The following is a 12,336-nucleotide window of genomic DNA, read 5'->3' as shown; positions in this document are numbered from 1 at the left end:
ATTATTTACAAAACTCCACCAGAGTATGTGGATAAGTGCTTCAATTGAAATTCAGTATATTTTGGTTTAATATGGTTAACACCAAAAGCCCATATTTTTAAATCTTATAGGGAAAAAATCACAAAAGCTTGTTGTGAACAAATTTTCCGAAAAATAAAGAGAGGTTGATGATAAATGTTGAAAGAATTTAAAGAATTTGCCATGAAAGGAAACGTAATCGATTTAGCTGTCGGGGTACTGATCGGTACGGCTTTTAATAAAATTGTATCTTCACTGGTAAATGACATCATAATGCCTATTTTTGCATTGATTATTGGAAAGGGCAGTTTTGAAAAATTAGCTTATAAAGATATTCACTATGGTTTATTTATCCAATCGGTTGTCGATTTTTTAATTATTGGTTTTTCCTTATTTCTCGTTGTGAAGCTGTTTAACAAATTTCGGGATATCCGTGAAAAACATGAAGAAAAGGAAAAAGAAGAAAATGTGAGCAAGGAAGAACAACTATTGACGGAAATTCGTGATTTATTGAAGGAGAGCAGGACAAGTAAAGCTGAGTAACAATAGGTGAACCAGCCTTTATATGATAAAATAGGGATGGAAGTTAGCAAAAAGGGAGGGATCTCATTGGTGAAAACTGCTTTTGAACAAATTGTAAATGTGAACAAAATCGGCAGCAAGAATGAAAAACACTTGCATGATATATTAACGTTGGCACAAGCTGAGAAAACGGTACCGGCAAAAAATGACAAGAAAAAGATTTTATTTTTAGGGATTGACTTTCAAAATGATTTTATGGAAAATGGCGCGCTTGGTGTACCTGGGGCCCATAAAGACATTCAAAATGTAACAAAATTTATTTATCGTCATTTACATAAAATCACAGAAATTGCTGTTTCTTTAGACACACATCAGCCAAGGCAAATTTTCCATCCGTGCTGGTGGGAAGATCAAGCTGGAAATCACCCGCAGCCATTGACAATCATTACAAGTCAAGATATTGAAAGCGGGAAATGGATTCCTGTCTATGAAAAAGAAGAGAGCGTTGAATATGTGGTCAATCTTGAAAAATCCGGGAAAAAGCAATTATGCATTTGGCCGTATCATTGTATAGAAGGAACATACGGGTCCTCACTTGAAGGGCAATTCGCAAATATTATCTATTTTCATTCAGTCGTGCGTCGGACAAATGTCATCCGAATGGTAAAAGGGCTTTATCCGGCGACAGAAATGTACGGCATTTTCCGCCCTGAATACAGCAAAAACATTGAAGCAAATATTCGCTTGCTGGAATCAATGAGACATTATGATCAAATTATTATAGCCGGGGAAGCAAAATCTCACTGCGTATTGGAGTCGGTGATTCAGCTTGTTGAATATTTAAAAAGTGTAAAAGATGATCCGGCAAAAATTTATTTATTAGAAGATGGCATGAGTTCAATACCCGGATTTGAAGATGAAACCGAACAGGCTTATCGTACATTAGTAAATAATGATGGCATTCACTTGGTCACATCAACCGAATTTGAATTATAATATGAAAAACCGGGACATCACCTTAGGGAGTCTCGGTTTTTTTCTTAGTATAAGAAAGTATAAAAATACAGGTAAATAACTCGGGATTAGTTTTATTGTCTAGCTCCGAGCGCCAGCGACTAGCAAACTTCACTCCCCTCCACTACGATAAGTCAACATCGGCTCGTCGCCGTGTTTCCTTTTCCTCGAAAATGCATTCGCATTTTCTTCGTGCGATGCCTATTCGGGGAAGCAAATCTGTTCTCATTGCGGGGCGCTCCAGTTTGTACGTCGCTAAGCGGGCGCTCTGCGCTTTTCTTATTACCAGTTAAAAGTGTTTCCTGTGTTCATTATTTTTTTTCGGCCTCTAAAATCCAAACAAACTTATTCATTCTATGAAACTGAACTGCAAACCCGTGTTTTTCAAAATTTTGTTTTAAAAAAGGAATGGTTGAATAATATTCCGTTTGCAAATCAGCTAGCAGCCGGTTATATCCTCGTTTTTTCGTTTCTTCCAAGATTATTGTTATTTCATGTTCAGATGCAAACATTGTATCAGCAAAAACAATTTTACCATCTTTTGGAAGCATTTCTGTATAGATGGATATCGCTTTGTTCTTTTCTTCATCTGTTAAATGATGAAAAGCATAAGAACTGACAATTGTTTGAATCGGTTTTATATTCGTAGGAAACAATAGAAAATCACCATCATAAATTTCCAATTGATTGATTTTTTGTTTAGCCAACGTACGCATTTCCTTTGAGGGCTCAATTCCAATTACATCAAGCCCCTTATTTAACAACTTCTTCGTCAAATTACCCGTCCCGACACCAAATTCCAAAACATTGTCAATTGCTCGATTTGCAATTTCATTTAATATATCATCGTAATGAAGAAAAACTTCTTTATATTCGATATCATGCCCTGCAACAGTATCGTCATAGGTAGCTGCCCATTCATCGAAAAGTGGATCAAATTCTCTTCCCATATGAAGACCTCCAATAATTATATGCATATAATTCCTATAAATATAGTATGAATTTCTCACACCTTTTGTCAATACTAATCATTTCTGTTCATTTTTACTTTGACAACTTGCCAGAAAAATATCATACTTATAAAGTAGGAATTACATTTCGGAGGTGGATGTCATGGAAGTTAAAAAAATGAATGTGGAAAGTTTTAATTTGGATCATACGAAAGTTAAAGCGCCATATGTCCGTTTAGCCAGCGTCAGTGAAGGGGCAAATGGGGATAAAATATATAAATACGATGTTCGTTTCTGCCAACCGAATAAAGAGCATATGGAAATGCCGGCGCTTCATTCTCTAGAACATCTAATGGCTGAGCACATCCGTAACCATCATCACACGATTTTCGATGTCAGTCCAATGGGTTGCCAAACTGGTTTTTATGTATCGATCATTAATGACGGTGATTATGATGCGTTTCTTCAATTATTGGAAAAAACTTTACAAGATGTGGTAAATGCAACAGAAGTTCCGGCTTGTAATGAAGTGCAATGCGGCTGGGCGGCCAGTCATAGCTTGGAAGGTGCAAAAGAAATTGCCCGAAAGATGCTCGCTAAAAAAGCTGAATGGAAAGAGATTTTTGCATAAGGATGTTTGAAAATGGGACTTTTTAACAATATACAGGAGACGATTGGTCGGACACCTCTAGTGAAAATCAACCATCATCCGTTTAAGGAGCGAGCGCAAATTTTTGCCAAACTGGAATATATGAATCCGGGTGGCAGTGTAAAAGACCGATTGGGGAAAAAGCTGTTGGAAGAAGCCCTTCGAACAAAGAAAATCTCTCCGAAAGGGACACTTATTGAGCCGACTGCCGGAAATACCGGAATTGGTCTTGCGCTGGCTGCCATTCATACGGATGTCAAAGTGATTTGTGTCGTCCCGGAAAAATTTAGCATTGAAAAGCAAATGTTGATGAAAGCATTGGGCGCACAAGTCATTCATACACCAACGGAAAAAGGAATGGAAGGGGCCATTGAAAAGGCAAAACAATTAGCGGCCGAAATCCCTGACTCGTATATTCCGTTACAGTTTGAAAATAAAGTGAATCCATTAACGTATTATGAAACACTTGGTCCTGAAATTGTCAAAGAACTGGATGGAAAAGTAGATATATTTATAGCAGGGGCGGGTAGTGGCGGCACGTTTACCGGTACCGCCCGTTTTTTAAAGGAATTTAATAAACATATAAAAACGGTCATTGTTGAACCTCAAGGATCGATTCTAAATGGTGGTGTGCCGGGTCCGCATAAAACAGAAGGGATTGGCATGGAGTTTATTCCTTCTTTTATTAATCCCGACTATTTTGATAAAATTTATACGATTTCAGATGAAGAAGCTTTTTATCAAGTGAAGCAATTGGCAAGGTTGGAAGGAATGTTGGTCGGAAGCTCTTCCGGGGCTGCATTTGCTGCTGCATTGAAGGAAGCAGAAAACACCACAAAGGAAGGGGCAAATATCATCGTTATTTTCCCTGACAGCAGTGAGCGCTATTTATCAAAAAATATCTATGAATTTTAAATTGGAGGGAAGCGATTTGCGAAAAAAGACATTAATGATTCACGGGGGTATTTCGCGTGACGAACAAACAGGAGCGGTATCCATTCCGGTCTCACACGCAAGTACGTTTAAACAGAATGGAGTTGGAAACTTTAAATATGAATACGCCAGGACCGGGAATCCGACTCGTGAGGCTTTGGAAGCAATCATCCGTGATCTAGAAGGCGGTGTCGCCGGTTTTGCCTTTAGTTCAGGCATGGCTGCGATTTCCGCTGTTATGCACTTATTTAAAGGCGGGGACCATATTATTTTAACGGATGATGTATACGGTGGTACATTTCGTTTAGCCACAAAAATTTTGAACCGATATCAAATTGATGTAAGCTTTGTCGACACAAGTGATGCGGAACAAGTAAGAAAAGCGATTCAATCGAATACAAAAGCGATTTATATCGAAACGCCGACAAACCCGTTGTTAAAAGTAACAAATATCCGAGAAATCGCAGCAATAGCCAAAGAAAATGATTTGCTCGTCATTGTCGATAATACATTTGCCACTCCTTATTGGCAAAACCCATTGGAGCTCGGGGCGGATATTGTTCTCCACAGTGCGACGAAATACTTAGGCGGTCACAGTGATGTGGTTGCCGGTGTGGCAGTTGTTGGATCTGACCGGTTGGCCCGTGAACTTCACTTTATTCAAAATTCAGTAGGTGCCGTCCTCGGTCCGGATGATAGTTGGCTGTTAATCCGTGGCATTAAAACATTAGCCATTCGCATGGAGGAAATTGAGGCGAATACAAAGGCTATTGCTGAATTTTTGCAAGAGCATCCGAAAGTGAGAAGAGTATTTTATCCTGGCTTTCCGACACATATTGGGCATGAAGTTCATAAAAGCCAAGCATGCGGATTTGGTGGAATGATTTCCTTTGACGTTGGAAGCGGTGAATTAGCAGAACAAGTGCTGGCCAAAACAAAGATTTTCACATTAGCAGAAAGCCTCGGCGCTGTCGAAAGTTTAATTTCATTACCGGCAAAAATGACGCACGCTTCGATACCAAAAGAAAGAAGAGAACAATTAGGGATTACCGATGGACTTATTCGTATTTCTGTCGGAATTGAAGATGTTCAAGATTTAATTGAAGACTTGAAAACTGCATTGGATAGTTAAAAGCAGTTGTTAAAAATGGATCCGAATAGGCGGATCCATTTTTAATACCCGGATACCTCTTTATTTGCTAAAAAATGGCTGTTTCTTTTTAAAATGGCAAAGCTGCCAATACTCATTACCAACAAAAATACAGCTGCACTGAAAAACGCTCCGGTAGGTGTCAGTGAAAATGCCCCGGTAATCGATGTTCCGAGGAATGAACCTAATGAATAAAAAGCATAGAAAATTCCATAGGCTTTCCCTCGAATATGTTGAGAGGAATATTTCGCAACAAGGCTACTCATCGATGGGAAAATGAGTGCGAAACCGATTCCATATATAAGCATGCTCATAAGCAAGAATGTAAAATTAAAGGCAAAACCGGCGACTGCTTGAGCAACGGCAATGATAACAAGACCGATGGGTAATAGCCATTCATAATGAAATCGATCAAACACCCGATTGGTCGGCAGCATAAAAAACAAAATAGCGACAATCCCAAAGATACTCATTAGCATTCCGCTGATATGGTTTGCCAACTCAAGTCCATCCACTTTTAATGGCAACATATAGGCAAGGATACCTTGAGAAGCCGATAATGATAGTGCACCAAGAAAAGCGAATAATAAACCTTTGTTTTTAAAAAGTTCTTGAATTTTTCCTTTATTGTTTCCACGAACCACATCTTTTTGTTTTTCTATTGAATTTAATAACGCTGTCAAAACACATGCGAAAATCATCAGGCAACCAATGATGAAATAGACGGTTTCGCTGCCACTTTTCGCAGAGACAATACCTGCAAAGGCCGGTCCGCCAATTGCCGATAAACCAACTGCTGCACCTGAGAACGCCATGGTTTTCCCGCTCTTTTTATTTTTATTCGATAAGGACAAGTACGTAAAAGCAGCAGGTGTAATAATCCCTGCGCTAAGTCCGTTCATAAAACGAATGGCAAGTAACTGCATTGGGGAAGTAGCAATAGCATAAAGAAGTAAAATTACCCCATTTACCAAAAATCCATAGAGCATTACTTGTTTTGGTCCTTTATGATCAACGAAATAACCGGAGAAAAAATTGCTGAACAAATTGGATAAAGAATAAGCTCCGACAATAAAACCGATGAGTCCTGTGCTGGCTCCTAAACTTTGGGCATATGTGCTTGTGATCGGAAATTGGGCAAACAGGTCGATAAATGAAATGAAAATAAGAAAATAAAGGATAAAAGGCAATGGACCGTCTCCTTTCCTTATATTATTTGGGCGGTATTGTCCAGCTGGAGTCGCCAAGTGAACCCTACGCTTTTTTATACGTTAAGAAAGTATAAATTTCCAGCAAAGAAGCGAATTCGACATAGTTGGAAATTTTAAGAATTAAGTATAAGTGCTCTTGCGGCTCTGCTTTCGCCTAAAGGCTCGGCAATCGCCGAGTTTTCTTTATAATATATTCCAATAAACATATCAATGTAAGTATAACATGGCATATATAAAAAATGTTGGAAAAAGTAATAAACAGGGAATAGCTAATGTATTCCCTGTTTTAGAATGGATTATATTTCATTCCAGTGTTTTTTAATAAATTCGTCCCGACCGGATTTTTGGCGATCTTCAATATAATCTTCCGGGCTTTTTTTGTAAAAGTCTTGATGGTACTCTTCTGCAGGATAAAACGGTGCGGCCGGTAAAATTTTTGTGGCAATCGGCTTAGTAAACATACCACTTTGTTCCAGTTCTTTTTTTGTTGTTTCCGCAATCCTTTTTTGTTCTTCCGTATGATAAAAAATCGCTGTTCGATATTGACTACCTCGGTCGTGAAACTGTCCATCCGGGTCGGTCGGGTCAATTTGTTGCCAATATATTTGAATAATCGTTTCATAACGAATGATGGTCGGGTCGTAAGTAATCTGGACGACTTCATAATGGCCTGTCGTTCCGGTTTTTACTTGTTCGTAAGTCGGATTTTCAACGTGTCCCCCTGAGTAACCGGATATAACACTTATAACACCGTCCCATTGGTCAAAAGGTTTTACCATACACCAGAAACACCCGCCGGCAAAGGTTGCTTTTTCTAATTTATTGTTCATTTCATCATCTCCAGAGAATTGCTGTGTCTTTTATTTATAATAAAGATTGTATCATCAATTGGAAAATAAACAATGATTCCTATTCAAAAAATCCATTTTTATCACTAAGAAAATTATATTTCCAGCAATGATCCCGATTCGATGAAGGTCATAACCAAGGAAAGCTTTACAGGAAAAATTGCTGGGTTCAATGAAATAGAAGTATAAAATTAAAAAAATAACTTAATCTAAAGGTGAACGTATCAAACGGAAAAGGAGGATATTATGGAACATTTACGTTCACTAGTTATAAAATTTGTTATGATAACGGCAATGTTGGCCGTCGTATTTGGATTTTTATATGGCGTGTCTTTCGGTGATATTTTGACAATAAGTTTTATCCTTACGATTACTGCCTATTTGGTTGGTGATCTGCTTATTTTACCTAGATTTGGAAACACGGCAGCCACGATTGCAGATTTTGGATTAGCATATTTAGGAGCTTGGATGATTGGTGCCATGATTATTGAGGAACCGATCCGCTTGGGAACAGCCAGTTTCCTTTCAGCTGCATTGATTGCCATAGGGGAAGTCTTTTTCCATCGATATGTTGTAAACAATGTTATCAATGATAAGGATACAACACAGAATCGGGCAACAAATTCTCAGGTCAGACCAAGTTATCAAACAGAAATGGCAGAAGAAAATTATCCGAAAGTGAAAAATAATCAATCAACAACAAACACGGATGCCGAATTTGCTGAAGAGATTCTTCCTAAGGGTAACAACACCGGTAAAGCGAATCAAGCAAAAGGTAATACTGCAACAGGTAGGGCAAACAATGCCATCAATGACACCGAAATCGGTAGTGAAATATTCCCGGAAGCTGATGATCAAGCCAAAAATCAAGCAACTTCTGTCAACAATGCGCTTAATCGTGAAGAGACAACGGATATGGCGCGAACGAATGATTGGAGAACCTATATTGACGGATATGGTTATGTACCGAATACGACAAACAATGAAACGGATCTAAAAAGGAATCAGGAACAGAATAAACAATAACGAAAGAAAGGAAACAGAATCAATTCTGTTTCCTTTCTCTTTAAAATTAAGATTGGTTTGTATTTAACATATCCGGTGTAAACTGTTCCATTTTTTATGTGGCCTTTTTCATCATCTGTTGGATTGAACCGTTTCTTCCCCGAGTCATTCCAAAGGCAGTAGCTCCTCCGGCAAGGCCGATACCTACTAATGATAACCAGAGCATATTTCGGTTATTTCTTCTTCTCTTTATTAAAGAAGTCAGTCTGTTGATATTCATATTACGCATCCACTTTCTTTTCAAAGCTAGCCCCCCTTTGTCCGGTTTAAAGAAGATCTATCTCTTCTTACAGATTTAGTGTTTGTGATAAGCTTTAATCTATTCAAGTCAGATTATGGATGGATGTTATGAAAAGTAATCTCGGGTCTGGAGCCAATCCGGATGTTAACACCTGTTTGGCCGAGTCCTTCACTGATATAAAAAGGTTTTCCCTTATAGTAATGAAGTCCTTTAATGATTTTTTTACGAGCCAGTTCTCCCATTTTAACTAGATGATATGGTTTCGGCCAGTATATTTGTCCACCGTGGAAATGACCGGAAAGAAGATAATCAAACGGGACATCTGTCATTTTCAGCACAACATTTGGGTCATGCGTTAACACAAGATGGAAACCAGCCGGTGCATGATTATACGCTTTTTCTATATTGCTTCTCCCTGTACTGTAATCATCAATTCCAATAATATTGATAAGCTGACCATTTGTTTCAATTGTCACATGTTCATTTTGTAGTGTTTTACACCCATAATTTTCCAATAAATTTTTTAATTTAGTAAAATTTTTTCTTTTAGCACATAGTCGTGATTGCCAAAAACGGCAAATATTCCATATTGGGGATTGATTTCCTTAAATAGTTGGAGATAAGGAATTAGTTTCGGAATCGTACGTTTGCGGTCCAAATAATCACCGGTTAATGCAATTAAATCTATTTTTTGGTTTTGTACCATTTGTTTAAGATCCTCTGGAGAAACGGATATATTTTCAAGGTGCATATCGGTTAAATGTAGAATGGTCAATTTTCCATCATGATTCGTATTTGTCTTTAACTGAATGCGATTTATATTTACTTTTTTTGTGTTTTGATATGCTCGTCTAATTAAAATAGAAAAAATAATGAGGCAAAAAATAAAAATAACAGCTTTCACAATATCCCTCCTATAAACCCCAGTATAATGAGAAATAGATCACATGGGAAGTGGGAGTTTTTGGGTTTAATCATATAGAGGATATTCACAAAGTCCGTAAATAGCAACACCTTAAATTAGCAAACATGATTTTTAATTTTTTACAAATACTAAGCGAAACAGATGGGAGGAGTTAAAAATATGTTATCACAACAACAACTTGATGCCTTCCGTTCAATATTATTAGATGAAAAAGCGGATGTGGAAAAACGACTTAAGGGAAACGATCAATTTGGTATGAATAAAGGACATGCCCATGAATCCACCGGTGAATTATCGAGTTATGATAATCATCCCGCAGATGAAGGAACGGAATTATTTGAACGCGGGAAAGATTTAGCTCTAAATGAACATGAAGGCAATCATTTGAAAAATATTGAAAAGGCACTGAATGCAATTGAAAATGGTACATATGGAACTTGTGAAGTTTGTGGTGAAGAAATTCCTGTGGAAAGATTGGAAGCATTACCGACCACAACTTATTGCAAAAAACATAGTCCGGATCAAGTCATCTCCTACCAGAGACCGTTGGAAGAAGGAGTTTTAATGCCGCCGTACGGAAAATTTGATTTTGATGATTCGAATGATGAAGGTTTAAGCTTCGATGCAGAAGATGCTTGGCAAGAGGTGGCGAGTTGGGGAACGAGTGAAACACCTTCAGACTTCATCGAGCCGCAAAAGCATTATAACGATGTGAATATCGAACCTGAAGAAAATGTCGGATATGTCGAGGATTATGAAAACTTTGTCGGCGTTGATATGTATGGGAAAAATATCACTGTTTATCCGAACCGGCAACATGAAAAATATGAGGAAGACCTTAATGAAGAGGGGATTATGACAACTTTCGGCGACCTTCCACCGTTTGAAAAAGATCCGTATGTGGAAGAAGAGACTGATCGACGTTAAGGAAAAAATAGGACTTTTTGTAAATTTTTCATAAAAAAATAATTGACGAAATAAAAACAATTCCGTATAATCATTTTAACAATAATTTAAAAAAGTGAGTACAAACTCTTATCAAGAGAGGTGGAGGGAATAGGCCCGATGAAACCCGGCAACCTTCAAACATGGTTTGAAAAGGTGCCAATTCCTACAGGTCAGGATGTAGATCTGAGAGATAAGAGGAGGGATGAATTTCAAACCTCTTCTTATTGAAGGGGTTTTTATTTTTTGTACCTCTTCAATTCTCTCTAAGAGCAAGATGTATGCAAAAGCTCACTTAATTATTGTTACAAAATTTTAGGGGGAATTGTTTATGACGATAGAGTATAAAGATGAAACGATTTTATTACATGGAGGACAAGAAGCAGATCCGACTACCGGTTCCCGGGCTGTTCCAATTTACCAAACGACATCTTATGTGTTTCGGGATGCTGAACATGCGGCAAATTTATTTGGCTTGAAAGAACCGGGTAATATTTACACTAGAATTATGAATCCGACTGTTGATGTTTTTGAAAAACGGGTGGCGGCTCTGGAAGGCGGTACAGCTGCCGTTGCAACTGCTTCGGGATCTGCTGCAATTACATATGCGGTTTTAAATGTTGCTGAGAGCGGAGATGAAATTGTTGCTGACAGTAATTTATACGGCGGTACGTTCAACTTATTTGCTAATACAATAAAAAAATTTGGCATTACAGTAAAATTTGTTGATGCTTGTGACCCGGAAAATTTTCGTAAAGCTGTTACGCCAAAAACGAAAGCATTTTTTGGTGAAATTATCGGCAATCCAAGTCTCCGAGTATTTGATGTTGAAGCAGTAGCAAAAATTGCGGACGAAGTAGGTGTTCCGCTCATTATTGATAACACATTTGCTCCTTATAGTGCAAAACCAATTGAATGGGGTGCGCATGTCGTCGTTCATTCTGCAACAAAATGGATTGGCGGTCACGGAACTTCTATCGGCGGGGTCGTTGTTGACGGAGGGAATTTTGATTGGACGAATGAACGGATTACAAGTTTTAATGAACCGGATCCGGGATATCACGGGTTGAAATATGCAGATTTAGGAAATGTTGCGTTTGCTACAAAGCTGCGTGTACAATTATTGCGCGATACCGGTGCGTCCTTGAGTCCGCAAAATGCTTTTTATTTTTTACTTGGTCTTGAAACATTACATCTTCGGATTGAAAGACATAATGAAAATGCATTAAAAGTAGCACAATATTTGAAAGACCATCCATCGGTGGAATGGGTATCTTATCCCGGCTTGGCAGATCATCCATCCTATGAGCTAGCAAAAAAATATTTAAGACACGGTGCCGGTTCGATGATCGTATTCGGTATAAAGGGAGGAAGAGAAGCAGGTAGAAGGATTATCAATCATGTTCAATTGTTTTCCCATGTGGCCAATGTTGGGGATGCGAAGTCACTGATTATTCATCCGGCCTCGACCACCCATTCCCAGTTAAGTGATGAAGAATTAGCGCTATCCGGAACAACTCCGGAATTAATTCGCTTATCCATCGGTATTGAACATATTGATGATATTATTTATGACTTAGAACAAGCGATTGCCAAGGCGGTGGAAACGACAGCGGCGGTACAATAATTTAAATTGAAAAAAGGATACATGTTTACTAGATGAAGCTTTCTGTTTCAGCTAGACAAGGGGTTTATAGAAGATAGAGTAAACAGCGGGTAAAAAACACTCGCTGTTTTTTTACGTAAAGTATAAATTCCCACAAGGCTGCGAATTCGTATTTTTCAATTTATAAGGTCCAAAAGAGCGCGATTTGGTCACTCCTATGGGACAATTTAGCTTCATTTTCCGTTTGATTTGTCCCATA

At 38.2% G+C, this 12,336-nt stretch carries 12 protein-coding genes, 1 pseudogene and 1 riboswitch; of the genes and pseudogenes, 8 read left to right on the top strand and 5 right to left on the bottom strand.

The annotated features are described in order from the left end of the window. Positions 1-174: 174 nt before the first annotated feature. Complete coding sequence (gene mscL / locus BT1A1_RS09495; RefSeq protein ID WP_034770481.1) at positions 175-561, top strand: large-conductance mechanosensitive channel protein MscL; 387 nt, start codon at positions 175-177, stop codon at positions 559-561. A gap of 69 nt (positions 562-630) precedes the next feature. Beyond that, a complete protein-coding gene (locus BT1A1_RS09490) occupies positions 631-1,536 on the top strand; it encodes a cysteine hydrolase family protein (protein WP_034770794.1) in 906 nt (301 codons plus the stop codon). 329 nt (positions 1,537-1,865) lie between these two features. Here the strand turns inward: BT1A1_RS09490 and BT1A1_RS09485 are convergent, their stop codons facing one another. Then, on the bottom strand, positions 1,866-2,504 hold the full coding sequence (locus BT1A1_RS09485; RefSeq protein WP_034770479.1) for a class I SAM-dependent DNA methyltransferase: 639 nt from the start codon (positions 2,502-2,504) through the stop codon (positions 1,866-1,868). Between the two features lie 163 nt (positions 2,505-2,667). Here BT1A1_RS09485 and BT1A1_RS09480 point away from each other — a divergent pair, with 163 nt between their 5' ends. Genes BT1A1_RS09480 through BT1A1_RS09470 form a run of 3 tightly spaced genes read left to right on the top strand, consistent with a single transcriptional unit; the run spans position 2,668 to position 5,218 of the window. Continuing rightward, on the top strand, positions 2,668-3,135 hold the full coding sequence (locus tag BT1A1_RS09480; protein ID WP_034770477.1) for an S-ribosylhomocysteine lyase: 468 nt from the start codon (positions 2,668-2,670) through the stop codon (positions 3,133-3,135). 12 nt (positions 3,136-3,147) lie between these two features. Further along, on the top strand, positions 3,148-4,068 hold the full coding sequence (locus BT1A1_RS09475) for a PLP-dependent cysteine synthase family protein (RefSeq protein WP_034770475.1): 921 nt from the start codon (positions 3,148-3,150) through the stop codon (positions 4,066-4,068). A 16-nt stretch (positions 4,069-4,084) separates the two neighbouring features. Next, on the top strand, positions 4,085-5,218 hold the full coding sequence (locus BT1A1_RS09470) for a bifunctional cystathionine gamma-lyase/homocysteine desulfhydrase (protein WP_034770473.1): 1,134 nt from the start codon (positions 4,085-4,087) through the stop codon (positions 5,216-5,218). A gap of 41 nt (positions 5,219-5,259) precedes the next feature. Here BT1A1_RS09470 and BT1A1_RS09465 read toward each other — a convergent pair whose 3' ends face one another. Together BT1A1_RS09465 and msrA are read right to left on the bottom strand one after the other, a co-directional pair. After that, on the bottom strand, positions 5,260-6,483 hold the full coding sequence (locus BT1A1_RS09465) for an MFS transporter (protein ID WP_161792945.1): 1,224 nt from the start codon (positions 6,481-6,483) through the stop codon (positions 5,260-5,262). Positions 6,484-6,743: 260 nt separating this feature from the next. Continuing rightward, positions 6,744-7,277, bottom strand: a complete 534-nt coding sequence (msrA, locus tag BT1A1_RS09460; protein ID WP_034770471.1) for a peptide-methionine (S)-S-oxide reductase MsrA — start codon at positions 7,275-7,277, stop codon at positions 6,744-6,746. 264 nt (positions 7,278-7,541) lie between these two features. Between msrA and BT1A1_RS17425 the strand changes: the two genes are divergently transcribed. Next, positions 7,542-8,321 carry a YndM family protein gene (locus BT1A1_RS17425; protein ID WP_051989085.1) on the top strand — a complete coding sequence of 260 codons (780 nt, stop codon included), beginning with the start codon at positions 7,542-7,544 and terminating at the stop codon, positions 8,319-8,321. 94 nt (positions 8,322-8,415) lie between these two features. On the opposite strand, the gene BT1A1_RS09450 is transcribed toward BT1A1_RS17425, so the two are convergent. Together BT1A1_RS09450 and BT1A1_RS09445 are read right to left on the bottom strand one after the other, a co-directional pair. Next, positions 8,416-8,604, bottom strand: coding sequence for a hypothetical protein (locus BT1A1_RS09450; protein ID WP_034770470.1), 189 nt, complete (start codon positions 8,602-8,604; stop codon positions 8,416-8,418). A gap of 89 nt (positions 8,605-8,693) precedes the next feature. Continuing rightward, positions 8,694-9,505, bottom strand: a pseudogene (locus BT1A1_RS09445) (metallophosphoesterase). A gap of 180 nt (positions 9,506-9,685) precedes the next feature. Between BT1A1_RS09445 and BT1A1_RS09440 the strand changes: the two are divergent. Further along, complete coding sequence (locus tag BT1A1_RS09440; RefSeq protein WP_034770469.1) at positions 9,686-10,453, top strand: yteA family sporulation protein; 768 nt, start codon at positions 9,686-9,688, stop codon at positions 10,451-10,453. A gap of 105 nt (positions 10,454-10,558) precedes the next feature. Further along, positions 10,559-10,671, top strand: a riboswitch (SAM riboswitch). A 131-nt stretch (positions 10,672-10,802) separates the two neighbouring features. Beyond that, positions 10,803-12,098, top strand: a complete 1,296-nt coding sequence (locus BT1A1_RS09435; protein WP_034770468.1) for an O-acetylhomoserine aminocarboxypropyltransferase/cysteine synthase family protein — start codon at positions 10,803-10,805, stop codon at positions 12,096-12,098. The last annotated feature ends 238 nt before the right edge of the window (positions 12,099-12,336 follow it).

It is taken from the genome of Caldibacillus thermoamylovorans, assembly GCF_000751775.1.
GTDB lineage: Bacteria > Bacillota > Bacilli > Bacillales > Caldibacillaceae > Caldifermentibacillus > Caldifermentibacillus hisashii.
Note: the sequence above shows the minus strand (reverse complement) of the source record. Positions and strands in the feature narration are given on the sequence as shown.

Coding starts and splice junctions, on each gene's coding strand:
- BT1A1_RS17425 (WP_051989085.1), top strand. CDS start 7,542: ATGGAACATTTACGTTCACTAGTTATAAAATTTGTTATGATAACGGCA.
- BT1A1_RS09480 (WP_034770477.1), top strand. CDS start 2,668: ATGGAAGTTAAAAAAATGAATGTGGAAAGTTTTAATTTGGATCATACG.
- BT1A1_RS09475 (WP_034770475.1), top strand. CDS start 3,148: ATGGGACTTTTTAACAATATACAGGAGACGATTGGTCGGACACCTCTA.
- BT1A1_RS09485 (WP_034770479.1), bottom strand. CDS start 2,504: ATGGGAAGAGAATTTGATCCACTTTTCGATGAATGGGCAGCTACCTAT.
- mscL (WP_034770481.1), top strand. CDS start 175: ATGTTGAAAGAATTTAAAGAATTTGCCATGAAAGGAAACGTAATCGAT.
- BT1A1_RS09435 (WP_034770468.1), top strand. CDS start 10,803: ATGACGATAGAGTATAAAGATGAAACGATTTTATTACATGGAGGACAA.
- BT1A1_RS09440 (WP_034770469.1), top strand. CDS start 9,686: ATGTTATCACAACAACAACTTGATGCCTTCCGTTCAATATTATTAGAT.
- msrA (WP_034770471.1), bottom strand. CDS start 7,277: ATGAACAATAAATTAGAAAAAGCAACCTTTGCCGGCGGGTGTTTCTGG.